The 24187-nt window shown below is 71.6% G+C and carries 19 protein-coding genes; 8 read left to right on the top strand and 11 right to left on the bottom strand.

The window, feature by feature from the left end; translation table 11 throughout:
* Together ACFYPS_RS24260 and ACFYPS_RS24255 are read left to right on the top strand one after the other, a co-directional pair.
* Complete coding sequence (locus ACFYPS_RS24260; protein WP_354966030.1) at nt 1–891, top strand: ABC transporter ATP-binding protein; 891 nt, start codon at nt 1–3, stop codon at nt 889–891.
* The gene (locus ACFYPS_RS24255; protein ID WP_354966031.1) at nt 888–1877 is read left to right on the top strand and encodes a transporter; all 990 of its coding nucleotides are present in this window, start codon (nt 888–890) and stop codon (nt 1875–1877) included. Before ACFYPS_RS24260 ends, ACFYPS_RS24255 begins: the two co-directional genes overlap by 4 nt.
* A 44-nt stretch (nt 1878–1921) precedes the next feature.
* Here the strand turns inward: ACFYPS_RS24255 and ACFYPS_RS24250 are convergent, their stop codons facing one another.
* The gene (locus ACFYPS_RS24250; RefSeq protein WP_354966032.1) at nt 1922–3010 is read right to left on the bottom strand and encodes a DNA glycosylase AlkZ-like family protein; all 1089 of its coding nucleotides are present in this window, start codon (nt 3008–3010) and stop codon (nt 1922–1924) included.
* Nucleotides 3011–3156: 146 nt separating this feature from the next.
* On the opposite strand from ACFYPS_RS24250, the gene ACFYPS_RS24245 reads away from it, so the two are divergent.
* Nucleotides 3157–4767 (top strand): hypothetical protein, encoded by a 1611-nt coding sequence (locus ACFYPS_RS24245; RefSeq protein WP_387327107.1) that lies wholly within the window; start codon nt 3157–3159, stop codon nt 4765–4767.
* A gap of 66 nt (nt 4768–4833) precedes the next feature.
* Here ACFYPS_RS24245 and ACFYPS_RS24240 read toward each other — a convergent pair whose 3' ends face one another.
* The 6 genes from ACFYPS_RS24240 to mmsA all read right to left on the bottom strand — a co-directional run bounded on the left by ACFYPS_RS24240 (nt 4834) and on the right by mmsA (nt 14407).
* Nucleotides 4834–6129: an SWIM zinc finger family protein gene (locus tag ACFYPS_RS24240; RefSeq protein ID WP_387327104.1), complete on the bottom strand. Its 1296-nt coding sequence runs from the start codon at nt 6127–6129 to the stop codon at nt 4834–4836.
* An 11-nt stretch (nt 6130–6140) separates the two neighbouring features.
* Entirely contained in the window at nt 6141–8921 is a 2781-nt protein-coding gene (locus tag ACFYPS_RS24235) for an SNF2-related protein (protein ID WP_387327101.1), read from the bottom strand.
* 113 nt (nt 8922–9034) lie between these two features.
* On the bottom strand, nt 9035–10297 hold the full coding sequence (locus tag ACFYPS_RS24230) for an ROK family protein (protein ID WP_387327098.1): 1263 nt from the start codon (nt 10295–10297) through the stop codon (nt 9035–9037).
* A 112-nt stretch (nt 10298–10409) separates the two neighbouring features.
* Nucleotides 10410–11513 (bottom strand): sugar-binding protein, encoded by a 1104-nt coding sequence (locus ACFYPS_RS24225; protein WP_354966036.1) that lies wholly within the window; start codon nt 11511–11513, stop codon nt 10410–10412.
* A 51-nt stretch (nt 11514–11564) separates the two neighbouring features.
* The gene (gene mmsB, locus ACFYPS_RS24220) at nt 11565–12863 is read right to left on the bottom strand and encodes a multiple monosaccharide ABC transporter permease (protein ID WP_354966037.1); all 1299 of its coding nucleotides are present in this window, start codon (nt 12861–12863) and stop codon (nt 11565–11567) included.
* Complete coding sequence (gene mmsA / locus ACFYPS_RS24215) at nt 12860–14407, bottom strand: multiple monosaccharide ABC transporter ATP-binding protein (RefSeq protein WP_354966038.1); 1548 nt, start codon at nt 14405–14407, stop codon at nt 12860–12862. Before mmsA ends, mmsB begins: the two co-directional genes overlap by 4 nt.
* A gap of 505 nt (nt 14408–14912) precedes the next feature.
* Here mmsA and ACFYPS_RS24210 point away from each other — a divergent pair.
* Nucleotides 14913–15335 carry an acyl-CoA thioesterase gene (locus ACFYPS_RS24210; protein WP_354966039.1) on the top strand — a complete coding sequence of 141 codons (423 nt, stop codon included), beginning with the start codon at nt 14913–14915 and terminating at the stop codon, nt 15333–15335.
* A gap of 21 nt (nt 15336–15356) precedes the next feature.
* Here ACFYPS_RS24210 and ACFYPS_RS24205 read toward each other — a convergent pair whose 3' ends face one another.
* From ACFYPS_RS24205 to ACFYPS_RS24195, 3 genes are all read right to left on the bottom strand, one after another.
* The gene (locus ACFYPS_RS24205) at nt 15357–16532 is read right to left on the bottom strand and encodes a glutathione-independent formaldehyde dehydrogenase (protein ID WP_387327094.1); all 1176 of its coding nucleotides are present in this window, start codon (nt 16530–16532) and stop codon (nt 15357–15359) included.
* Nucleotides 16533–16677: 145 nt separating this feature from the next.
* Entirely contained in the window at nt 16678–16917 is a 240-nt protein-coding gene (locus tag ACFYPS_RS24200; RefSeq protein ID WP_074318313.1) for a 4-oxalocrotonate tautomerase family protein, read from the bottom strand.
* Nucleotides 16918–16950: 33 nt separating this feature from the next.
* Nucleotides 16951–17667, bottom strand: a complete 717-nt coding sequence (locus tag ACFYPS_RS24195) for an SDR family oxidoreductase (RefSeq protein ID WP_354966041.1) — start codon at nt 17665–17667, stop codon at nt 16951–16953.
* A gap of 113 nt (nt 17668–17780) precedes the next feature.
* On the opposite strand from ACFYPS_RS24195, the gene ACFYPS_RS24190 reads away from it, so the two are divergent.
* From ACFYPS_RS24190 to ACFYPS_RS24180, 3 genes are all read left to right on the top strand, one after another.
* Nucleotides 17781–18401 carry a TetR family transcriptional regulator C-terminal domain-containing protein gene (locus ACFYPS_RS24190; protein ID WP_354966042.1) on the top strand — a complete coding sequence of 207 codons (621 nt, stop codon included), beginning with the start codon at nt 17781–17783 and terminating at the stop codon, nt 18399–18401.
* A gap of 93 nt (nt 18402–18494) precedes the next feature.
* Entirely contained in the window at nt 18495–20171 is a 1677-nt protein-coding gene (locus ACFYPS_RS24185; protein ID WP_354966043.1) for an ATP-binding cassette domain-containing protein, read from the top strand.
* Entirely contained in the window at nt 20161–21639 is a 1479-nt protein-coding gene (locus ACFYPS_RS24180; protein WP_387327089.1) for an aminotransferase class V-fold PLP-dependent enzyme, read from the top strand. The genes ACFYPS_RS24185 and ACFYPS_RS24180 overlap by 11 nt, the downstream gene beginning before the upstream one ends.
* 35 nt (nt 21640–21674) lie before the next feature.
* Here the strand turns inward: ACFYPS_RS24180 and ACFYPS_RS24175 are convergent, their stop codons facing one another.
* Nucleotides 21675–22073, bottom strand: coding sequence for a hypothetical protein (locus ACFYPS_RS24175; RefSeq protein WP_387327086.1), 399 nt, complete (start codon nt 22071–22073; stop codon nt 21675–21677).
* A 763-nt stretch (nt 22074–22836) separates the two neighbouring features.
* On the opposite strand from ACFYPS_RS24175, the gene ACFYPS_RS24170 reads away from it, so the two are divergent.
* Nucleotides 22837–24099: a family 16 glycosylhydrolase gene (locus ACFYPS_RS24170; protein WP_354966046.1), complete on the top strand. Its 1263-nt coding sequence runs from the start codon at nt 22837–22839 to the stop codon at nt 24097–24099.
* Nucleotides 24100–24187 lie beyond the last annotated feature (88 nt).

Genomic DNA, 24187 nt, shown 5'->3' with positions numbered 1-24187 from the left:
ATGGACATGGTCTTGGAGGCCGACCGGCTGGGCAAGCGGTACGGCAGCACCTGGGCGCTGCGGGACTGCTCGCTGCACCTGCCGGCCGGCCGCATCGCCGCACTGGTCGGGCCGAACGGGGCGGGCAAGAGCACGCTGCTGCACCTGGCCGTCGGGCTGCTCAAGCCCGACGCGGGCACGGTACGGGTGTTCGGCAGATCGCCGTACGGAGACACGGAGGGCCTGGCGGACATCGGGTTCGTCGCTCAGGACACCCCGCTGTACCGGGACTTCACCGCCGCCGAACTGGTCACCGCCGGCGGCAAGCTGAACCGCCGGTGGGACGCGCCGCTGGCCCGTACCCGGCTGGCGCAACTCGGCATACCGCCGGACCGGCCGGTCGGGAAACTCTCCGGCGGGCAACGCGCCCAGGTGGCGCTCGCCCTGGCGCTGGCCAAACAGCCCCGGCTGCTGCTGCTCGACGAGCCGGTCGCCAGCCTCGACCCCCTCGCCCGACGGGAGTTCCTCCAGTCACTGATGGGCAGCGTCGCGGACTCCGGCACCACCGTCCTGCTCTCCTCACACCTGCTGGCCGACCTGGAACGCGTCTGCGACTACCTGATCGTGCTCAACGCCGCCGAGGTGCAGCTCGCCGACACGGTCGACGATCTGGTGGCCGGCCACCGGCAGCTGATCGGACCCCGGCACGAGGGCGGCCCGATCGGGGGCGTCGCCGCCGTCGTCCGGGCCAGCCACACCGACCGGCAGTCCACGCTGCTCGTGCGCACCGACGGCCCGGTCACCGATCCGGCCTGGACGGTCCGCGAGGTCGGCCTGGAGGACGTCGTCCTGGCCTACCTGGCCGACGGCAACACGCAGACCAGTCACAGCGAGTGGGGGGTGCCGGCATGATCTGGCTGACCTGGCGGCAACACCGCAAGCAGGCGTTCTTCACCCTGCTGGGCTTCGCGGCGCTCGCCGCCCTGATGGTGCCCATCGGCCTGTCGATGCGGCACACATACGCCGACCTCGGCTTGGCCGACTGCGCGCGCCAGCTGGCTGACCCGAACGTGGCCGCGGCCACCCGGGACGGCTGCGACGCGGGCTTCCACCGCTTCAGCAACCGCTACGGCAGCCTGAACCTGGTGGCCGTGCTGCTGCTCACCCTGCCGGTGCTGGTCGGCCTGTTCTGGGGCGCCCCGCTGGTCGCACGCGAGGTGGAACACGGCACCCACCGCTTCGTCTGGACCCAGGGCGTCGGCCGGATCCGCTGGGCGCTGGTGAAGTTCGGGCTGGTCGGCGGGGCGACGTTGCTCGCGGCGGTCTGCTACGGCCTGGGCATGTCGTGGTGGGTCGACCCGCTGACCCAGACCGCCCACGAGGGTCGGCTGGGCGTGATCGTCTTCGACCTGCAGGGCGTCGCCCCGATCGGGTACACCCTCTTCGCCGTGGCGCTCGGCATTTTCGCGGGCACGGTGTGGAAGCGGATGCTGCCCGCCATGGGCATCACCCTGGCCGGGTTCATTGGCGTACGGGCAGCCGTGGCGGTCCTGGCACGACCGCACTACCAACCCGCCAAGACCCTCACCTTCCCGATCGAAGGGGTCACCGAGCCGCAGACCGAGCGCGGCGGTTGGATCCTCGCCCAGGGCGTCCGCAACGCCGACGGGACGATGGTGGCACCGGACACCCGGATCCAGTGCCCGCCGGGTGGCAAGGGACCGGACGGGCGGGCCTGCGGCTCCGAGCTGGGCATCGAGCCGGGCGCGTACAACTGGCAGCTCTACCAGCCGGCGGACCGGTTCTGGCTGTTCCAGGGCATCGAGACCGGCATCTTCGTGGCGCTGGCCCTGCTCCTGCTCTACCTCGCCGTCCGCCGGGTGCGCCGCATCGCGTAGCTCGGGTCGGGTGGTCGCCGGGCCACGGGGCCGGCGACCACCCGTCAGCGCAGGCCCTCGGCGGTCAGCTCGAGCCAGCCCGCGAGGTCGTGCAGCTCGTCGTGCACGGCCCGGGTCACGTCCCGGCTGAACGGCAGGTCCTCGTGGATGGCGTGCACCGTGAGGGCGCCGCGCCGGCGGTCCGCCGTGGCGTCGACCTTTCCGACCAGCCGGTCGCCGTGCAGGATCGGCAACGCGAAGTAGCCCCACCGTCGGCTGGCCTTCGGCTTGTACATCTCCAGCACGTACTCGTACTCGAACAGCTCCGCGAGGCGGACCCGGTCGTGCACCAGCCGGTCGAAGGGCGACAGCACCGCGGTACGCCCGGTGAAGGGCTGCCCGAGCGCGGCCGGGTCCACCCGCCAGACCCCCGGAACACCCTCGACAACCGCCTGTTCACCGGCCGCGCCGACATCCGCCGGCTCGCCGGGGACGACCACCGCCCGCCCCCGGGCGATGCCCAACGCCCGCAGCCGCCGCTCGTTGCGGAGCCGCAGCGCCTGTTCCAGCGGGACGACGGGGGTGTCGGGCGGGTAGACCCGCTCCGCCACGTCCCAGAGTCGCTGCCGACCCTGACGGCCGGCGATCGCGACCTCCCCGCGCAGGACCAGGAACTCCAGCATCTGGGTGACGTTGCGGTTGTTGGTCCACCCCGACGACGGCCACGGCGCCACGCACGTGTCCGGGATGTCACGGGAGAGCAGCGGCCCGGACCGGCCGAGCAGATCGAGCACGTCGCGGCGGAACGAGTCGTTGGCGCGCAGCCACTCACGCTGCCGCTCGTGACTCGGCGAAGCCGCCATGGCGGCGAGGTAGAGCCCCAGATCGTCCATCGGCCGCACCATCGCGTGATGCTCGAAGAGCGACCGGTCCCGCTCCAGCGCCCGCGGCAACTCGGCCGGCTGGTAGGACGAGCCGAGCCGGCTCCAGGCGACCAGGTCCGCGTTCGGCGCCACGGCAGCCGTCGGGTCGATCTGCAACAGCGTCAGCTGACGCACCACGGCCAGCAGGTCGGTCGGCCGCGGCGCGGCGAGCAGCTGGGCCCGGACGGCGATCCGTCGCGCCTGCGCCCGGTCGAGTTGGTGTACCACCACGCCGCCGAGCCTAGCGGCGCCCTCCGACGAAGTCGGATTCCGGCCCGTCGCCAACGCGACTGAACGTGCCGGTCCGATCACGATCAGTGCTCCGATGTGGACCGCAGGGCCCGCGTCCCGCGGGCCGCAGGGATGGGAGCGTACGCGTGAAGTCCAGAATCCTCCGTCGGGTCGCCGCGTCGGCCGTGGCGCTCGCCTGCGCCGCGCTGGGCGCGGTGGCACTGCCGGCCGCCCCGGCGGCCGCCAGCCCGATCCGCAACGCGACCGCCTGGTCGGTGCTGCTGTGCAAGTTCAGCGACAAGCCGGCCGAGCCGAAGACGCCGGCGCACTTCGCCAACTTCCTCACCGCCGCCGGGATTGGCACCGGCGGGGTGGCGGACTACCTGGCCGACCAGTCCGGTGGGCGCGTCTCGCTGGTCGGCTCAGTGGTCCGGGGCTGGTACACGATGCCGTACACCCTCGCGCAGTTCCAGTCGATCGACCGGTGGACCCGGATCCAACGCTGCGTGGACACCGCCGCGGCCGCCGGCTACGGGGTGCCCGCCGGCAACCGGATCGCGGTCATGCTCAACGATTGGGTGGACTCCGGGGCGGCCGGCGGCCGGGTGCTGCTCGACCCGGGCGCCTGGAACGTCGGCTTCGCCGCGCACGAGATGCTGCACGGCTACAACCTGGGCCACTCGTTCTCCAACGACACCACGTACCAGAACGCGCCGTGGTCCCAGCCCGGCGAGTACGACGACCCGTGGGACGAGATGAGCGCGATGCACATCTACGCCTTCGGCACCGCGAACTACGGCACCAGCGCGGTCGGGCTCAACGGGCCGCACCGTGACGAGCTGGGCTGGCTGCCGAAGAACCGGGTGTTCACCATGGCCGCCGACGGGGTGGGCTCGCGCACCCTCACCCTGGCGCCGCTGGAGGTGCCCGCGGCGAGCGGCCCGCAGCTGGTCCGGATCCCGTTCGACCCGGCCGATGCGTTCCACTACTACACCGTCGAGTTCCGCCGGAAGACCGGCTGGAGCGCCGGCATCCCGGGGGACACGGTGCTGCTGCACGAGGTCCGCAACGGCACCCCCACCCTGCTGCGCACCGGGCCCGGCGGCGGACCGGCCCAGTCGCTCAACGCCAACGGCGTGCAGATCGGCGTGAACTGGGTGTCCGGCAACAACGCGTCGGTGACGGTGACCACCGACGTGGTCAACCGCTGCCTGCAGGGGTACGTCTGGCGGGAGGCCCGCCCCGGTGACCTGGTCTGCGTCACCGGCGCAACCCGCAGCCAGGTGTGGGCGGACAACGCCGCCGCGCCGAGCCGCTGGGTGAACGGCCCGTACGGTCCGCACACCTGCGTCGCCGGCTACGTGTGGCGCGAGGCGTACGCCGGGGACGACGTCTGCGTCACCGGCACCCAGCGCAGCCAGGCCGCCGCGGACAACGCCGCCGCCGCGTCCCGGCGCAACCCCGCCCGGTTGGTGTCCGGCCCGAACACCTGCGTCAGCGGGTACGTCTGGCGCGACGCCGACCAGTCGGACTACGTCTGCGTGACCGGCACGACCCGTTCCCAGGTGCTCGCGGACAACGCGGTCGCCGCGAGCCGCTGGGTCAGCGGCCCGTACGGTCCGCACACCTGCGTCGCCGGCTACGTGTGGCGCGAGGCGTTCCTCGGCGACGACATCTGCGTCACCGGCACCCAGCGCAGCCAGGCCGCGGCCGACAACGCCGCCGGGCCCGGCCGGGTGCTGCGCCCCGCGGGCTGACCGCTGGCGTCCCGATCGGGCGGGCATCCCCCGCCCGATCGGGTGCCGGCACGAACACTGAGCCGGTCACCGGAGGCCGCTGGGCCGGTCCGGTGGCAGGTCGAGCAGGGCGTCAGCCGGGTCGGTGCGGGGCGGACCCGCCGGCCACCAGGCACCGCCGTGGCGCCGGAACGGATACCAGTGCCCGTCCCGGCCGTAGCGCACCTGGACGTCCCGGCCGACGGTCCACCGGTTGCGCCAGGTCTTCACCTCGTCGTTGCCCGTCGCACGCAGCGTCTCGGTGACCCGGGCGGTGACCTCGGGTGGCGGGGTGAACACCGCGTCCAGGACGTTGACGCCGGCCGTGCCGCCGTACTCCCAGGCTCGAATGGCCCGGGGCAGGTCGGCCGCCCGGCCGGTGGCCTCGGCCAGGCGTTCGACCGCCGGCGAACGCGGCGCGCGGGCCGCCAACCGGGCGGCGTCCGGCCAGGCGTCGGGCGTCGGCGCGAGCAGCTCGTCGCGGGTGGCGGCGAGCAGGTGCCGCGCCCGGGACGCGGCGTCGGCGGCGAGCAGCCCGAGCGCCTCGGCGTCGACGCCGGGAGCGGAGTGCCCGGCCAGGAGTGGGGTGAGCGCCAGCGGTTCGCCCGAGACCGGCACCGGTGGGCCGGGCAGCGGCGCCGGGGTGGCGGCGTACGCCTCGTCCGCTCCGGTGCCGGCCGGGGCGGCGTCGTCCGCCACCGCGAAGCGCCGCCGGGCGTTGCGCCGGCGCAGCTCCTCCACCAGTTCGGCCTCGGCCCGCCCGCGCATCAACAGCAGCACGAACGGGTCGCGGTCGAGCAGCCAGGACGTCTGGTAGGCCAGCGCGGCGGCGTGCCGGCAGGGCTGATCCCAGGAGGGGCACTCGCACTCCGGTTCCAGGTCACCGTAGCCGGGTAGCAGGCGTACCCCGGCGTCCTCGGCGGTGTCGACCAGCTCGGGTGGCATCTCCCGGTCGAGCAGCGCGGCGATGTGCCCGGCCTTCGCGGCGAGCGCGTCGAGCAGCCGGTCCCACTGGCGGTCGGCGAGCGGGGCCACGCGTATCACCGTGTCGTGCGGAGTCTCCGGGTCGCCGTCGTGCACCGGTGCGGAGATCCGGCCCGGGCTCACGGTGATCGGGCCGACCTGGCCGGCGGACGCGTACCGACGGCCCCGGCTCAGCTGCCCACGGTCGAGCGCGGCCCGCTCCATCGCGTCGATCCAGGCACTGCCCCACCAGGTGGCGGCGAACGTCCGGCCGATCCGCCGGTCAGGCCCGAAGGCCGGGAAGCTGCGGGCCCGACCGTCGTCGCGGACCGGCTCGGCGTCGTCGTCCCACGGGTCGTCGAAGTCGGGGTCGCCAGTCACGTCCGGGCTCCTCATTCCTCGCCGCCAAGCCGGACGAGACGGAGCAGCTCGGCGTCGGACAGCTCGGTCAGGGCGGTCTCGCCGCCGGTGAGCACGGCGTCGGCGAGCGCCCTCTTGGACTCCAGCAGGGCGGCGATGCGCTCCTCCAGCGTGCCCTGGGCGATCAGCCGGTGCACCTGCACCGCCCTGGTCTGCCCGATCCGGTGGGCCCGGTCGGTGGCCTGCTCCTCCACCGCGGGGTTCCACCAGCGGTCGTAGTGGATGACGTGGTCGGCCCGGGTGAGGGTCAGGCCGACCCCGGCCGCCTTGAGTGACAGCAGGAAGACCGGCACCGCACCGGCCTGGAACCGGCGGACCATCTCCTCGCGCTGCGGCACGGGCGTGCCGCCGTGCAGCAACTGCGCCGGTACGCCCCGCTCGGCCAGGTGTCGGGCCAGCAGCCGCGCCATCCGCACGTACTGGGTGAACACCAGCGCGCCGCCGCCCTCGGCGAGGATGGTATCCAGCAGGTCGTCGAGGAGGTCCAGCTTCTCCGACCGGCCGCGCAGCGGGCCGCGCGGCTCCTTCAGATAGTGGGCCGGGTGGTTGCAGACCTGCTTCAGCTCGACCAGCAGCTTGAGCACCAGGCCACGGCGGGCGATGCCGCCACCGCTGGCCCGGATCTCGGCCAGCACCGCACCGACCACCTTCTCGTAGAGGGCGGTCTGTTCGGCGGTCAGCGGGACCAGGTGATCGGTGACCGTCTTCGGGGGCAGCTCGGGGGCGATGCCCGGGTCCGACTTGCGGCGGCGTAGCAGGAACGGGCGGACCAGCCGGGACAGCCGCGCGACGCTCGCGGAGTCCCGGTCCACCTCGATCGGTCGGGCCCAGGTCGCACGGAACTGCCCCACCGCGCCCAGCAGGCCGGGAGTGGTCCAGTCCAGGATCGCCCACAGATCGGTGAGGTCGTTCTCCACCGGAGTGCCGGTGAGCGCGATCCGGGCACGCGCCGGAATCGTCCGCAGCGCCTTCGCGGTGCCGCTGAGCCGATTCTTGACGTACTGGGCCTCGTCGGCGACCACCAGCCCCCAACGCTGGCCGGCCAGGGCGTCGGCGTCGAGTCGCATGGTGCCGTAGCTGGTCAGCACGATCCCGTCGGTCAGCTCGGCCAGCGACCGTGCGGTGCCGTGGAAGCGGCGCACGGACGTGCCGGGGGCGAACCTGCGGATCTCCCGTTCCCAGGTGCCGAGCACCGAGGCGGGGCAGACCACCAGGGTCGCGCCGGCGGTCGCCCGGTCGAGCTGCCGGCGCAGGTGCAGCGCGACGACAGTGACCGTCTTGCCGAGGCCCATGTCGTCGGCGAGGCAGCCACCGAACCCGAGCGAGGCCATCCGCTCCAGCCAGCGCAGCCCGCGCAGCTGGTACTCGCGCAGGCGGCCGGCCAGCCCTGCCGGCGGTGTCAGCGGCTCCGGCCCGCCATCCGGGTCGCCGAGCAGTTCGCACAGCGCGCCCAGCCAGCCGTCGGCCACCACGTCGACCCGCTCGCCGGCCACCTCGGTGCTGGCGGCCAGGGTCGCGGCCAGCGCGTCGTACGCCGGGCGCGGGGGAAGCCGCCGCTCGGCGGCCTTGCGGGCCACTGCCGGCGGGACCAGGACCCACCCGTCGCGCAGGCGGACGATCGGCTGGGCAAGGGCGACCCGGTCCGTCTGCTCGTCGGTCAGCGGGACCCCGGCGAGGGTCAGCTGCCAGCTCAACGGCACCGGCGCGGCGGAGCGGAAGAACGCCGCCGGGTCGGCGGGCTGCTCCGGTGGTGAGCTGACCAGCACCCGGGCGGCGAGCGCACGCGAGAGCCGCGGCGGCCACTCGATGTCGATGCCGGCGGCGGCGAGCCGGGCCTCGGCGCCGCCGAGCAGGTCGACCAGGTCCTCGTCGAGCAGCTCCAGCTCGACCGGCGCGGCCTCGTCGAGGAGTCGCTCCAGCGGCTGCCACAGTGCGGCCGCGCGCCGCACGGCGAGCATCGCCTCCACGGTGGCCCGGTCGCCGAGGCCGTGCTCGTCGCCCGCCCAGAGGGAGGCGGCGTCGCTGACCAGGGTGGGGTCGGCGAGGCTGCGCAGCCGGACGACGGCCGTGGGCACGGTGGCGTCGAGATCCCCCCGGATCTCCACCCGCAGGGCCATCCGCAGGCCGGTGTCCACCCCCACGGAGACCTGCCCGGCCCAGCCGCGCAACTCCTCGGCCCGCTGGGGTTCCGCGACGGTGAACCGGGGGTCGCCGGCGAGCCACGGCGCGGCCGGGGTGCGCGGCAACGTGTCGGCCACCGCGTCCAGGAACGCGCGGACCAACTGCTCCGGGTCGGGGAGGACCAGCCGACGCGCGGTGGGGTCCAGCGGCACCGCACGCGCCTCCGCTGGCATGGCGGCGGCCAGCGCTCGGATCCTTTGCACGTCGGCGGCGTCGAACGGGCCAGCCCGCCAGGCGTCGTACCCCTGCGGGGACACTCCGGGCAGGATCCGCCCCCGGGCGGTGAGGTGCAGCGCGGTGACCGCGACCGCCGACCAGAACGCGGCGGCCGGGTCGAGCACGTCGGTGTCCCGCAGCGCGGCGAGGCCGCGCACGGCGTCGCCCACTCCGATGGTGCGGACCGGCACGGTCTCGAGGACCATCCGGCCGTCACGCGGCAGGGCCAGCCGCAGTTCGCCGCGCTGCCCGAGGCCGGTGAACCGCTCGGTCAGTGCCTCGCCGGCCGGGTGGTGGACGTGAACCGCGCCGGTCCGGGGTGGGTCGCCCGGCGTGAAGACGACCGTGAACCGCAACTGTGCCTCCCGACCGGTCGGGGCGGTGCTGCCCCGACATCTCTAGCGTACAACGTACGACAGGCATATGCGGGGCGTCGCGGGTGGATCGGCACGGAGACCGTGTTCGCGTACTAGGCCTGATCGTCGGCGCTCAACTGACCCGCGACGCCGACGTTCAGCGGGTCGGCCAGCAACTTGTCGAAGGCGAGTTCGGCGGCACCGATCAGGACGGCGTCCCGGCCGAGCGCCGCCGCCTCCAGCCGCAGGTGCTCGCGGGAACCCGGCAGCGGCATGGCACCCAACCGGCTGCGGACCGTGTCCGCCCCGGCGATGAAGATGTCGCGCAGCGAGCCGCCGAACACCACAGCGTCCGGGTTGACCACGTTGACCAGGTTGGCCACGCCGAAGCCGAGCCAGTCGGCGACCTGCTCGACCGCCTCCCGGGCGGTCCGGTCGCCGTCCGCCGCCGCGCGCAGCACCTCGGCCACTGCCGCGCGGTCGCCCGGGTCCCGACCGGCGTGCCGCAGCAGCGCGGCCTCGCCGATCTCGGTCTCCCAGCAGCCGCGGGAGCCGCAGCCGCAGGGCAGCCCGTTCGGGTTGACCACCATGTGACCGACCTTGCCGCTGTGGCCCCGGTGCCCGATCACCAGCCGGCCGTCGACGATGATGCCGGCGCTGATGCCGAGGTCACCGTGCAGGTAGATGAGGTCGTCGATGCCGGCCGCCACGCCGCGGACGTGCTCGGCCAGGCCGGCGATGTCGGCCAGGTCGCCGGCCACGAAGCCCGGGCCGACGGCGAACTCGGCCTCGAGCGCGACGCCCAGAGTCTCGTCGACGCCGGCGATCCGGATGCGACCGTCCGCCTCGCAGGTGGTGTCGGTGACCGCGACCGCGCCGCCGACCAGCAGCGCGTCGGCGGCCACGGAGCGTTCCATGTCGCGGACCAGGTCGGCCAGCGGCCCGACCGCGTCGACCGCCGTCATGCCACCGGGTCGGGCGACCTCGCGCAGGTCCAGGATGCGACCACCCAGGCCGACCCGGGCGGCGCGCAGTCGGTCCGCGTCGATGCTCAGCGCGTGGGCGTAGACCCGGTCGGAGCGCGGGCTCACCACCAGCGAGGGCCGGCCTGCCCGACGGGCGGTGGTCGGCGCCTCCTCGGTGACCAGGCCACTCGCGACCAGGTCGGCCGCGAGAGCGCCGATGGTGCTGCGGTTGAGGCCGAGTCGGCTGGTCAGCTCGGCCCGGGACGTCGGCCCGTGCAGGTGGACGTAGCGCAGGACGGCGCCGAGGTTCTGCCGCCGGATCTCCTCCTGGCTGGCGCCGGGGACCGCGGGCAGCGGGGATTCGGAGTTGCGGCCGACGCCGGCTGGCCTGGCCCGGACTGGTGATGCCACGGTCAGACCTCCTTCCGGATCGGTACCGGCTGGTGCGGGGGTGTCAGGACGACGATGGGTCCCGGAACAGGAGATCCGGGACCCATCGGTGTCACTGCCTACCGTGTGGTGCTTACTTGGTGAGCGGCGCGAGCTTCGGGTCGTTGGCGTACGCCTCAGCCGCGTTCGCCTTGGTGACGGCGACCGGCGGGAGCAGGTACGTGTCGACGACCTTGCTGCCGTTGTTGTAGGACTTGGTGTCGTTCACCTGCGGGGTGTTACCGGCCTGGAGAGCCTTGACCATGTTGATGGTCTCCTTCACCAGGTTGCGGGTGTCCTTGTTGATCGTCATGTACTGCTCGCCAGCGACGATCGACTTGACCGACTCGACCTCGGAGTCCTGGCCGGTGACGACCGGGGTCGGCTTGCCAGCGCCCTTGACCGAGGTCAGGATCGCGCGGGCCAGCGTGTCGTTCGGGGAGAGGACGCCGTCCAGCTCCTTGTTGCCGTAGGTCGAGGTCAGCAGCTGGTCCATGCGGGCCTGCGCACCCTCGGCCTTCCAGCCCTGGATGGCGGTCTGCTTGACGTCGGTCTGCTTCGAGGCGACGACCACGGTGCCCTTGTCGATCTCCGGCTTGAGCACGCTCATCGCGCCGTTGAAGAAGACACCGGCGTTGTTGTCGTCCGGCGAGCCGGAGAACAGCTCGATGTTGTACGGGCCGTTCGGCTTCTTGGCCTTCATGCCGTCCAGCAGGGCCTGGCCCTGGAGCTGGCCGACCTTGAAGTTGTCGAACGCGACGTAGTAGTCGAGGTCCGGCGTGTTGGTGATGAGCCGGTCGTACGCGATGACCTTCGCGCCGGCCGCGTGGGCCGCCGCGACCTGGGTCGACAGCTGCGCGGCGTCGGTCGCGCCGATGACGATGACCTTGGCACCCTTGGTGGTCATGGCCGTGATCTGGGCCTGCTGGTCGGCCACCGTGGTCGACGCGCCGGCGTACTGCACGTCAGCCTGGAAACCGGCCTCCTTGAGACCGTTGCTGAAGAGGTCACCGGCGAGGACCCAGTTCTCCGAGGTCTTGGCCGGGAGGGCCACGCCGATCAGCGAGTTCGCCGCGAAGCCCTTGGCGGCCTCGCCGCTGGAGTCGCCGTCGCCGTCACGGCCGGAGCCGCAGCCGGCGAGAGCCAGCATGGCGGCGGCGCTGATGGCAACCACCGACGTGCCGAAGAATTTACGCATGGGAGGACTTGCCTTTCTGATAATTGAGACGGGTGGAGAGGTCGGTGGCCGTCAGCCGGACACCGCTGCCTTGGCGGGCTCGCGCTCCGCGTCCGGCGGTGAGGCGGGTGGGGCGGAGTCTTCGCGACGGAACGGTCGCATCAGACTTCCGATGATGGAGAACCGCCCCTGGCTCTTGTTGTAGACGTCGATCGCGACGGCCAGCAGCAGGACCAGGCCCTTGATGATCTGGACGCGGTCGGTGCCGACGCCCATCAGTTGCAGGCCGTTGTTGAGCACGGCCATGACGAGACCACCAACGATCGAGCCGCTGATGGTGCCGATACCGCCGGAGACCGCCGCGCCACCGATGAAGACCGCGGCGATCGCGTCCAGTTCCCAGCCGTTACCGTCCTGCGGTCCGGAGGCCGCCGAGCGGGCCACGAAGATCATGCCGGCCAGGGCAGCCAGGACGGACATGTTCATCATGACGAAGAAGTTGACCCGCTTGAGCTTCACACCGGACAGCTCGGCCGCCCGGGAGTTGCCGCCCACCGCGTAGATGTGCCGGCCACCGGCCGTGTTGCGGGTGTAGAAGGAGTACGCGATCACCAGGACCAGCAGGATGATGCCGGAGATCGGGAAGCTGGTGCCGACGCGACCGCTGGCGAAGCGCAGCGATGCGAAGGCGATCACCCCGACCATGACGGCCATCCGCAGGATCGAGATCCACATCGGTGCGGGGTCAGCGTCCATGGCCCTGCGGGTCTTACGGGCCTGGATCTCGCGCCACACCACGGCCACCGCCGCGGCCAGGCCGAGCAGCAGCGTGGCGTTGTTGTAGCCGGTGTTCGGACCGAACTCGGGCAGGAAGCCGGAGCCGATCTCCCGGAAGCCCTCCGGCACCGGGATCGTGTTGGCGTTACCGATGTACTGGTTGCCACCGCGGAACAGCAGCATGCCGGCCAGGGTGACGATGAACGCCGGGACCCCGATGTATGCCACCCAGAAGCCCTGCCAGGCGCCGATGATCGCGCCGATCGCGAGGCCGAACAGGATGGCTACGGGCCAGGGCAGCGACCAGTCGGCCATCGACTTGGCCACCAGGATGCCCGCGAAGGCGGCGATGGAGCCGACCGAGAGGTCGATGTGCCCGGCGACGATCACCATGAGCATGCCGATGGCCAGAATCAGAATGTACGAGTTCTGCTGGAACAGCGCGATCAGGTTGTCCGACCGCAGGGTGAGGCCATCGGTCAGGATCTGGAACAGGACGACGATCGCCACCAGGGTGAAGATCATCCCGAACTGGCGAGCGTTGGAGGTGGTGCCTCCGAACAGGTTCTTCTGAAGGTCCTTCAAACGGCTCATCGTGTCAGCATCTTCTTCGTCGAGGTCATCTGCTTCATGAGGTTTTCCGGGTTGGCATCTTCCCGGGCGATCTCGCCCGTGATGGAGCCTTCGAACACGGTGTAGATGCGGTCGCAGAGCCCGATCAGCTCAGGCAGCTCCGAGGAGATGACGACGACGCCCTTCCCCTGGTCGGCGAGCCGCTGGATGATGCCGTAGATCTCGTACTTGGCACCCACGTCGATGCCGCGCGTCGGCTCGTCGAGGATCAGCAGGTCCGGGTCGGTGAACATCCACTTCGCCAGGACGACCTTCTGCTGGTTACCGCCGGAGAGCTTCGAGACGCTCTCGTCGACCGTCGGGGCCTTGGTCCGCAACTCCTTGCGGTACGCCTCAGCCGCCTGGTACTCCTCGACCTCGCTCAGGACGCCGTGGTGCGAGATCTTGGACAGCTTGGCGGCGACCGTCGACGACTTGATGTCGTCGAGCAGGTTGAGGCCGATCGCCTTGCGGTCCTCGCTGACGTACGCGAGCCCGTTGTCGATCGCGTCCGCGACCGACTTCAGGACGATCTCCTTGCCGTCCTTGATGATCGTGCCCGACTCGTACACCCCGTAGGAGCGGCCGAAGACACTCATCGCCAGCTCCGTGCGGCCGGCGCCCATCAGGCCGGCGAAGCCGACGATCTCGCCGCGACGCACCACGAAGCTCTCGTTCTTGCAGACCTGCCGCTCGGCGGAGATCGGGTGCCGGACGTTCCAGTTCCGGACCTCGAAGAAGACCTCACCGATCTTCGGCGTGTGTTCCGGGAACCGGCTGCTCAGCTCGCGGCCGACCATGCCCCGCACGATCCGGTCCTCGTCGACCCCGTCCGCCTTGACGTCCAGGGTCTCCACGGTCCGGCCGTCGCGCAGGATCGTGATCTGGTCGGCGATCGCCTCGATCTCGTTCAGCTTGTGCGAGATCATGATCGAGGTGATGCCGCGGGAGCGGAAACCACGCAGCAGGTCCAGCAGGTGCCGGGAGTCGGCCTCGTTCAGAGCCGCGGTCGGCTCGTCCAGGATGAGCAGCTTCACGTCCTTGGCGAACGCCTTGGCGATCTCCACGAGCTGCTGCTTGCCGACCCCGATGTCCTTGATCAGGGTGTCCGGGTCCTCCTCGAGACCGACCCGGGCCATCAGGTCCAGCGCCATCCGGTTCGCGGCCTTCCAGTCGATCGCGCCCCGCTTGCGCGGTTCGTTGCCGAGGAAGATGTTCTCCGCGATCGACATGCCCGGAATGAGCGCGAGCTCCTGGTGGATGATCACGATTCCGGCGTTCTCGCTGGCGCGGATGTCGGAGAACCGGGTCTCCGCGCCCTGGTAGACGATCTTGCCCTCGTAGGTGCCGTGTGGGTAGACCCCGCTGAGGACCTTCATCAGCGTGGACTTGCCCGCGCCGTTCTCGCCGCAGATGGCATGGATCTCGCCGGCGCGAACCACCAGGTTGACGTCGGAGAGGGCCTTGACTCCGGGAAACTCCTTGGTGATGGAGCGCATCTCAAGGAGGATGGGCACGTCGCTCATCGCTCGTACCACCTCGCCAACGTCATCGGTTGCCTCCGGAAGGTTTGACCTTCACTCGGTTTTGTTGTTGACGGCAACGTATTGCGGTGGAAGGGTCATCCGCAAGGCGAGGGCCTGTTGAAAATGTAACAATCCGGCAATATCGACGTCGCGCAGTGTTCACACGTCCCAACAGCCGCCGTAGCCCCACCGGCGCCCCGACCGCCGCTCGTCACACCCCATCGACTTGGCGTGACGGGCCGATCGACCTCGGCCAGCATCCCCGGGGCCGCCAGCAGGCACAACGCGCTCCGGGCGGCTCGCGAGGCACCGCGAGCGGACGCCGCCGCCATCGAGCGATCTTGATCGGCAGCTCTCCGACGACCTTGACCAGCGGCGATGCGACCCACCCCGGACAGCGATGTGATCAACGCCTCGGGCGGACGACCACTGACGGATGACCCCCGGCGAAGACCAGGATCACCACGTACGTCGGCCGCCCGGGTGCCCAACTACCCTCGAGCCCATGGGAGATCCGTTCCGGGTACGCATCACCGTTCGTGGCTACGAGCTGGACACCCAGGGCCACCTGAACCAGGCCGTCTACCTCCAGTACGGCGAGCACGCCCGGTGGGAATGCCTGCGCGCGGCCGGCATCGCGCAGGACCGGCTTCTCGCCGCCGGAGTGGGACCGGTCGCCATGGAGGTGACCGTGAAGTACCTGCGCGAGCTGCGCGGCGGGGACGAGGTGGACGTCTCCTGCCAGTTCCGCTGGGGCGAGGGCCGGGCCTTCCACATCGACCAGGACTACACCCTCCCGGACGGGACCCCGGTGGCGCGGCTGACCGGGGTGGGCGGGCTGCTGGATCTGTCGACCCGGCGGCTGGTGCCCGACCCGCGTGGGCGGTTCCGGGAGTTGGCCGCCGACCCGGCGCCACTCAACCTCTGACGCCGGCCGGAGCGCCGGCGCTCACGGGCGCAGGACCGCCTTGATCACCCCGTTCTCCCGGCGGTCGAAACTGCGGTACAGCTCGGGCGCGTCGGCGAGGGTGCCGTGGTGGGTGACGATCACGCTGGGCCGGGCCCGGCCGGAGACGACCAGGTCACGAAGCAGCACGGTGTAGCGGCGGTCGTGGGTACGGCCGAACCGGACCGAGACGCCCTTGTTGAACAGCGTCCCCCACGGTGCCACCAACTCCTCGCTGGCGCTCGCGCCGGGGCGCGGTCGCAGGTCCTTCTCCGGGTACACGCCGGCGACCGCGATCGCTCCGGCGGGGTTGACCAGCCGGGCCGCGTCCGCGATGACCTGGTCGGGGCGCTCCTGATCGGGGCGCTCGCGGTCGCGGGCCTGGAACCCGACGGCGTCGACGACCTTGTCGATCCCGCCCAGCTTCTCCTCGCCCAGCGGCAGTCCCGCCCGGGCCCGCTCCGCGCGGATCTGCTCCACGGGGTCGCCCCGGCGGAAGTCGACCGGCACCGCGCCGATCTCACCGGCCTTGTCCAGCCGGGCGTCCACACCATCCACGCAGTACACCACCCTGGCACCGCGGATCAGCGCCGAGTAGGCGCTGAGCAGGCCGATGGTGCCGGCACCGAACACGGCCACCGTGTCGCCGGCCTCGACCCCGGCGAGGGTCGCGGTGGCGTGCCACCCGGTGACGAACGCGTCGGCGAGCAGCACGAAGTCGTCCTCGTACCCGTCACCCGGCTCCCCGGGGACGGGTACGCAGTTCGCGTCCGCCCACGGCACGCGCAGCAGGTCGGCCTGGGCACCCCGGTACGGGCCCATCCCGGCGTAGCCGTACGCGGCGCCCGGCCCCTCGGCGCGGACGCGCAGGCAGGCCGCCGAGAGCCCCCGGGCGCACATCACGCACGTTCCGCAGAACAGGTGCGTGGGGATCACCACGCGGGTGCCCGGACGGACCGTCTGGACGGCGCTGCCCACCTGCTCGACCACGCCCAGCGGTTCGTGGCCGAAGACCAGGCCGGGTTCGGCTCCGGTCCGCCCGTCGTACATGTGCAGGTCGGTGCCGCACAGGGCGGTGGAGGTGATCCGCACTAGCGCGTCGGTCTCCGTCTCCAGCGTCGCGTCCGGCACCTCCCGCACCTCGACGGTCCGGACGTCCGCGTAGACGACGGCTCTCATCCCGACTCCCCACTCCGGCGGCGGACGACGTTCTTCCCGCGACCGGGGTGTTCATGCCACTGGGCACCCGGCTAGACCGCGCCGGGGGCGTCGGCGTTCCGACGTCCCCGGCGCCGCGGTTCGAGAGCCGGTGGCGGTGGGGCCGCTACTCGGGTACGGCCCCGCTCTGCTGCTGTCGGAACTGGTCGACCGGGAGGCCGCCGCGACCCCAGTTCTCCGTCTCGACCTCGTCGATCACCACGAAGGTCGACGTCAACGGCTTGTTCAGGACGTCGCGCAGCAGTTCGCTCACGCCCTTGATGAGGGCGGCCTTCTCCTCGGCGGTCGCCGCGGACGTGCCCGGCGTGTTGCCCTCGCGAGTGATCTGGATGGTGACGATCGGCATTCTCTGCTCCTCTTCCGGGGTGGGGTTGGGCGTTCAGTGACCGGCGTTCTGGCCGCCGTCGACGTGCAGGATCTCGCCAGTGACGAAGGGCGCGGACTCGAGGTAGACGACGGCGTCGACGACGTCGCTGGTCTCCCCCATCCGGCCGACCGGGTGCAGGCCGGCGAGCGTCTGGTGCGTCTCGACCGGGTGCATCGGGGTCTTGATGATGCCGGGTGCGACGGCGTTGACCCGGACTCCGCGAGCCGCGTACTCGATGGCCAGGGACTTGGTGGCGGAGCTGAGGCCACCCTTGGTCAACGAGGCGAGCACGGACGGGACGTGCGAGCTGGGCTGGTCGACGAAACTGGTCGTGATGGTGACGATGTGCCCGGCGCCGGTGGTCAGCAGGTGCGGCAGGACGCGCCGGGTGAGGTGGAAGAACCCCGCGAGGTTGACCCCGGTGACAAGGTCGAACTCCTCGTCGGTGTAGTCGGTGAACGGCTTGGCGACGAAGACGCCGGCGTTGTTCACCAGGGTGTCGATACGCCCGAAACGGTCCAGGGCGGCACGGACCACCCGCTCTGCCGTGTCCGGGTCGGCGATGTCGCCGCGGACGGTGACGACCTCCGGGTCGTCCGCGGGGCCGATCGAGCGCGAGGTCGCCACGACGCCGTACCCGAGTTTGCGGTAGGCGTCCACGAGGTCGGCGCCGATGCCCTGTGACGCACCGGTGATCACGACGACCTTCTGCCCCTGACTGGTGTTCATGAGAACCACTTCCTGACTGGCCGGAGGGGGCCGGGACCGTTTGGTCCGGCCGAGATGATCACTAGACGACTGGTCGACTAAAAGCTAGCCGACCGGTCGGGTATCGTCAAAGCATGGGACGGACCAGTGACGCGCGAAACAAGATTCTCGACGCGGCCGCGGTGCTGATCGAGCAGCGCGGCTACTCTGCCCTGGGCGTGGCGGAGATCTGCGCGACGGCGGGTGTGCCGAAGGGCAGCTTCTACTACTTCTTCGAGTCCAAGCAGGCGCTCGCCCGCACCGTGATCGACGAGCACTGGGCGAACCAGCGCCGCCAGTGGGAGCAGCTGCTCGGCAGCGGGCGCGACCCGCTGCGGCGGCTGAGGGACCTGTTCGAGGCCACCGAGGCGGTCCAGCGCACCGGCCAGCAGAAGGCCGGCGTGGTCGCCGGCTGCCTGTTCGGCAACCTCGCCCTCGAACTCAGCAACCAGGCCGAGGAGATCCGCCGCCGGCTCCAGGAGATCTTCGAGGCCCAGATCGACCTCATCGAGCAGGTGGTCGTCGAGGCGAAGGCGAACGGACTCGCCGGCCCGGCGGTCGACACCCGGGAAGCCGCCCGGTCCATTGTGGCCCAGATCGAGGGGCGGGTGCTGCTCGCGAAGCTGCTCAACGATCCGGCCCAGCTGGAGACGCTGTGGCGCAACTGCCTCGACCTCCTCCAGGTGCCGGCGGAGGCGCGGACCACGACCGACTGAGTGGCCGGGACGGTGGAGTGGGCACCCGGACGTAGCATCGGCGAGGCACGATATTCAGGCGGCCCACTCCCGACCGGATCGAGCACACCCCACATGACGACCGAGCAGACGACGTCCTCCCCGCGCACCGGCGTCGGCATCATCGCCAGGGGCCTGGGCCAGAGCGTCCGGGACGGGCGCCGGATCCTCGACGACATCTCGTTGACCATCCAACCGGGTGAGGTCGTCGCCATCATCGGCGCCAGCGGCGCCGGCAAGACCACCCTGCTGGAGACGCTCGCCGGGATACGGCGACCGGCGGCCGGCACCGTGTCGTACGACGGCCCCACCGGAGAAGGTGCGGTCGGCTACGTTCCGCAGGACGACATCATCCACCGCGAGCTGCCCCTGGAACGCACACTGCGGTACGCGGCCCGACTGCGCCTGCCACCGGAGACCGGCCCGGTCGAGGTGACCGAACGGGTCGCCGAGGTGCTCGCCGGGTTGCGGCTGACCGATAGGGGTTCCGTCCCGGTGGGCCGGCTCAGCGGCGGCGAGCGCAAACGCGCCAGCATCGCCGTCGAGCTGCTCACCCGGCCAGGCGTGTTCTTCCTGGACGAGCCCACCTCCGGGCTGGACCCGGCGATCGCCGTGGACCTGCTCCGGGTGCTGCGCACGCTCGCCGACGCGGGGACCACCGTGGTGCTCACCACCCACCAGATCACCGACGTGGACCGGTGCGACCGGGTCGTGGTGCTGACCCGCCAGGGCCGGTTGGCGTTCGCCGGCACCCCGGCTGACGCCCAGGAGTTCTTCGGCCTACGGTCCCTCGCCGAGGTGCACCTGCGGCTCGACGAGGAGACCGACCCGGCCGCGTTGCCCGACCGCTTCGCCGCGCACCGCGACGTCGACCCACCCGCCCGTCCGGTCGACCCGGGCGCCGCGGGGCACCGGCAGGTCGGCCGGCTGCGCCAGTTCGGCGTCCTCACCGCGCGCAACACCGAGATCGTCGCCCGAAACCGGCTCACCCTGGCGATCCTGCTCGGCTCGCCACTGATGGTGCTCGGTATGTTCGCGCTGCTGTTCCGCCCCGGGGCGTTCGACCCGGCGCACCCCAGCCCGACCGTGACCGTGATGATCCTGTTCTGGATCGCGTTCGGCGGCTTCTTCTTCGGTCTGACCTATGGCCTGCTCCAGATCTGCACCGAGCTGCCGATCCTGCGCCGGGAGCGGCTGGCCGGTGTCCGGCTGCTGCCGTACCTGGTGGCGAAGGTGGCGGTGCTGCTGCCCCTGCTGGCCCTGGTGGACCTCGCCCTGCTCGGTGTGCTGCGCGGCACCGATCGACTGCCGCCGGTCGACGGCGCCGGCTTCACCGCCCTGTACACGACGCTGCTGCTCTCCTCGGCGGCCGCGCTCACCCTCGGCCTGCTCTGCTCCGCGGCCGTCTCCGACGCCGCCCAGGCCACGCTCATGCTGCCAATGCTCTGCTTCCCGCAGGTGCTGTTCGTCGGCGCGATCCTGCCGGTGCCGGCCATGGCGGCCGGCGGCCAGTGGCTCAGCTACGCGATGTCGAACCGGTGGGCGTTCGAGGGCTTGGGCCACACAGCCGGGGTGGAGCGGCTCTGGCGGGAGGGCGCCTCCCCGCTCGGTCCGCCCCTGCTGGCCACCTACGGCGACAGCTTCTCCCGCCCGGTGTGGGTGAACTGGCTGGTGCTCGGCGGTTTCGTGCTGCTCTTCCTCGCCGCGACCTGGGTGGTGCTGGTCCGCAGGGAGCGTCACCGTGCCTCCTGAACCCGCGTCCCGCACCGCCGCCGGCACATCGCCGGCGAAGCTGCCGGGGTACGCCGGCACCGCCCGGATCGACGAACTGCGCGCCACCGAATACCGGCACCTCGACCGGCACGGCCACGTCTACCTGGACTACGCCGGGTCCGGGGTGGCCGCACAGGCACAGGTGAGAGCCCACCACGACCGGTTGCTGGCGGGCCTGTACAGCAATCCGCACTCGGAGAACCCGACCTCGGAGGCGGCCGGCTCCCTGGTGGAGTCGGCCCGGCACGCGGTGCTCGACTTCTTCCGGGCGGACCCGGCGGAGTACGCGGTCGTCTTCACCCCGAACGCCAGCGGCGCCTGCCGGCTGGTCGGCGAGGCGTACGACTTCAGCCGGACCGCACCGTTCGTGCTGACCTGGGACAACCACAACTCGGTCAACGGCATCCGCGAGTACGCCCGGGCAGCCGGCGCGCGGGCGCGCTACGTACCGCTGGCCGGTCCGGAGCTGCGGGTCGCCGAGGCGGACCTGGTCGACGTGCTGGACGCCAACCGCGGCGGGCTGGGCGGGCGGCGGGGTCGGCCCGGCGGTCGGGGCCTGTTCGCGTACCCGGCGCAGAGCAACTTCTCCGGCGTGCAGCACCCGCTGAGCTGGGTGGAGCTGGCCCACCGGCACGGGTACGACGTGCTGCTCGACGCCGCCGCGTACGCCCCGACGAACCGGTTGGATCTCCGCGCCGTCCAACCCGAGTTCGTCTGCCTGAGCTGGTACAAGCTCTTCGGCTACCCCACCGGCGTCGGCGCGCTGCTGGCCCGCCGCGACGCGCTGGCCCGGCTGCGCCGGCCGTGGTTCGCCGGCGGCACGATCCGGGCGGTCAGCGTTCAGGGCGACTGGCACCGGTCGATGGACGACGAGTCGGCGTTCGAGGACGGCACGCTCAACTTCCTGAGCATCCCGGACGTGGAGTTCGGGTTGCGCTGGCTCGACGCGATCGGCGTGGACCTCGTGCACACCCGGGTCGGCCTGCTCACCGGGTGGCTGCTGGCCCGGCTGACCACGCTGCGGCACCGCACCGGCCGGCCACTGGTCCAGGTGTACGGGCCGGCGACGGGTGCGGACCGGGGCGGCACGGTGACGTTCAACCTCCGCCACCCGGACGGTTCCCTGGTCGACGAGCGGCTCGTGGCGCGGGAGGCCGCGGCGGCGGGCTTCTCCCTGCGTACCGGCTGTTTCTGCAACCCGGGTGCGGGAGAGGGTGCGTTCGGCATCAGCCGCGGCTCGCTGCGCCGGCGGCTGCTCGCGCGGATCGACACGATCGATGAGTATCTCGGGGCGCTGCGGCTGCCGACCGGTGGCGCGGTCCGCGTCTCGTTCGGTCTGGCCTCCAACGCGGCCGACGCGGAACGCTTCCTCGCGTTCGTCGAGGCCACCTATCTGGACCGCGAGGCCACCGCCGACGCACCGTTGCCACCCCGGCTGCGCTGCTGACCCGCCTTTGGCCCGACCGCGCTGCGGCAGGCTCGCTAGCGTGCCTGAGCCACCGACGTCGGGCGGCTCTTCATCTCCTCCATGAAGGGGAACCGGACGGTGAGCTCGGTGAGCGTCAGCCCGGCCCGCCAGGCCGCGGCCAGCTGGGCCACCTGCACGAGGTCCATGGCGTCGCCCCGTGCTTGAACCTCGCCGGCAACCCGAAGGTCCACCATGAAGTACCGGGCCTGAGAACCCAGCCCGACGCAGACCACGCCCTGGTCGGAGTGCAGCTCGGCGCAGGTGAACCGGGCACGCCCCTGCTCGGGAGCGGTTATCCGGCCGAGGTCGAGCTCGTGCCGGGCGGCGATCTCGATGAGCGCGGGGGCCAGACCACCCCGCTCGACCAGGTCCGGGTAGAGGCGCACACCCAGCGCCGTCGACACGTCGCTCATGACTGACTCCCACTTCCTCGTGACAGAGACCAGCAGCACGCAGGTTACGGGGATGTTTCCGGCGAGCCTCGTCATCCTGTCCCCCGTGGACGCCTCACGGCAATAGGAAGGATCGATTAGACCCCTATCGGAGGAATGTGCTCCGGAGCCGCAGCGGATGGCGGTGCACAGGTTCACCGGCGAACCGTGACCCTCGGAGACGTCGGTTCGCCAGCGACGTCGGTTCGCCAGCGACGTCGGCTCGCCAGCGACGTCGGCTCGCCAGCGACGTCGGCTCGCCAGCGACGTCGGTTCGCCAGCGGACGCGCCAGTGGTCAGCTCGCACCCTTTGCTCTGCTTCAACCCACGCAACACTCGCGGCCCGAAACCGTTGCGCGGGTTGAAGCAGAGCAAAGGCGGCAAAGAAGGTGCCCTCAGCCCGGTGCGGCCGCAGACCCGCAGGTCCTGCCCCCGCTCCCGAACCGGTCCTGCCACCCGCTCCCGAACCAGATCCAGCCCCCGCTCCCGAACCGGGTCCTGCCGCCGCTGTCGAAGGCAGGCGAGAGTCGGCCCGGCGGTCGGCCGCCGGGTGGGAGCGGCGCCCGGATGGGCGGACGGTGGACCAGCCCGACCCGGGCGACTGCGACGCTCCGGTAGTGGACTGTCGTCGCATTGGAAACACTCTTGACAAAAAGACCGTCATATCGACATGCTTCGCTATAGAGAGCGCTCTCAGGCCCTCCGGTGCACAGCCTCCGCCACCCCACTCGCTGAGGAGCCCCCCGTGTTCAACGCCCGTCCCGCCCCCCGTTTCCGACCCCTCGTCCTCGCCGCGGTCGCTCTCCTCGCCACCACCTCGGCTCTCGTCCTCCCGGCGCACCCGGACCGGGCCGAGGCCGCCATCGGCCCGATCACCTGGCAGGACGAGTTCAACGCTCCGGCCGGCGCAGCCGTCGACCAGGGCAAATGGCGCTTCGACATCGGCGGTGGCGGCTGGGGCAACAACGAGCGGCAGTACTACACCAACAGCACCAGCAACGCCGTCCACGACGGCCAGGGCAATCTGGTCATCACCGCCCGCCGGGACAACCCCGCCAACTATCAGTGCCACTACGGGCGCTGCGAGTACACCTCGGCGCGGCTGCTGACCGCGGCCACCTTCACCCAGACGTACGGCCGGTTCGAGGCCCGCATCAAGATCCCGCGCGGTCAGGGCATCTGGCCGGCGTTCTGGATGCTCGGCACCGGCAGCGGAGGATGGCCCAACGTCGGCGAGATCGACGTCATGGAGAACATCGGCAGGGAACCCAACACCGTCTACGGCACCGTGCACGGGCCTGGCTACTCCGGCGGCGGTGGCATCACCGGCAGCCGCACCCTCGGCGGGCCACTCGCCGACGGCTTTCACACCTACCGGGTGGACTGGGAGCCGAACGTGATCACCTGGTATCTGGACGGGGTGCAGTACCACCGGGTCGACCCCGCCCGGCTGGGCGGCAACCGGTGGGTCTTCGACCACCCCTTCTTCATGATCCTCAACGTGGCGGTCGGCGGTAACTGGCCCGGTTACCCGGACGGCTCCACGCAGTTCCCGCAGCAGATGCTCGTCGACTACGTCCGGGTGTCCGGCTACACCTCCGGCGGTGGCGGCGACCCGGCCCCCGGCACCAGCCGGATCCGAGGCGCGCAGAGCGGACGCTGCATCGACATCCCCAGCGCCAACCCGGTCGAGGGCGCCAAGCTGCAGATCTGGGACTGCAACACCACCGCCGCGCAGGCCTGGACCTTCGCCTCCGATGGGACCGTCCGCGCGATGGGCAAGTGCATGGACCCCGCCTGGGCGGGCACCGCCAACGGCACCGAGGTCAACCTGGTCTCCTGCAACGGCAATCCCGCCCAACGCTTCACCCTCAACGCCGCCGGCGACCTGATCAACGTCAGCGCCAACCGGTGCGTGGACGTTCGGGACGCCAACCCCGCCAACGGCGGCAAACTGCACCTGTGGGACTGCATCGGCGCCGCCAACCAGAAGTGGTCCCGCATCTGAGGACGCCGACAGCTCGTACCACCCGCGATTGGGCCGCCCGAGAGCATCTTCGGGCGGCCCACCGCCATGCGCTGTTGCGCTCCGTCCG

It is taken from the genome of Micromonospora sp. NPDC005087 (assembly GCF_042872965.1).
In the GTDB taxonomy this organism is placed as follows: Bacteria; Actinomycetota; Actinomycetes; order Mycobacteriales; family Micromonosporaceae; genus Micromonospora.
Note: the sequence above shows the minus strand (reverse complement) of the source record. Positions and strands in the feature narration are given on the sequence as shown.

Coding starts and splice junctions, on each gene's coding strand:
- ACFYPS_RS24260 (WP_354966030.1), top strand. CDS start 1: ATGGACATGGTCTTGGAGGCCGACCGGCTGGGCAAGCGGTACGGCAGC.
- ACFYPS_RS24255 (WP_354966031.1), top strand. CDS start 888: ATGATCTGGCTGACCTGGCGGCAACACCGCAAGCAGGCGTTCTTCACC.
- ACFYPS_RS24225 (WP_354966036.1), bottom strand. CDS start 11,513: ATGCGTAAATTCTTCGGCACGTCGGTGGTTGCCATCAGCGCCGCCGCC.
- mmsB (WP_354966037.1), bottom strand. CDS start 12,863: ATGAGCCGTTTGAAGGACCTTCAGAAGAACCTGTTCGGAGGCACCACC.
- mmsA (WP_354966038.1), bottom strand. CDS start 14,407: ATGAGCGACGTGCCCATCCTCCTTGAGATGCGCTCCATCACCAAGGAG.
- ACFYPS_RS24210 (WP_354966039.1), top strand. CDS start 14,913: ATGGGAGATCCGTTCCGGGTACGCATCACCGTTCGTGGCTACGAGCTG.
- ACFYPS_RS24205 (WP_387327094.1), bottom strand. CDS start 16,532: ATGAGAGCCGTCGTCTACGCGGACGTCCGGACCGTCGAGGTGCGGGAG.
- ACFYPS_RS24200 (WP_074318313.1), bottom strand. CDS start 16,917: ATGCCGATCGTCACCATCCAGATCACTCGCGAGGGCAACACGCCGGGC.
- ACFYPS_RS24195 (WP_354966041.1), bottom strand. CDS start 17,667: ATGAACACCAGTCAGGGGCAGAAGGTCGTCGTGATCACCGGTGCGTCA.
- ACFYPS_RS24190 (WP_354966042.1), top strand. CDS start 17,781: ATGGGACGGACCAGTGACGCGCGAAACAAGATTCTCGACGCGGCCGCG.
- ACFYPS_RS24185 (WP_354966043.1), top strand. CDS start 18,495: ATGACGACCGAGCAGACGACGTCCTCCCCGCGCACCGGCGTCGGCATC.
- ACFYPS_RS24175 (WP_387327086.1), bottom strand. CDS start 22,073: ATGAGCGACGTGTCGACGGCGCTGGGTGTGCGCCTCTACCCGGACCTG.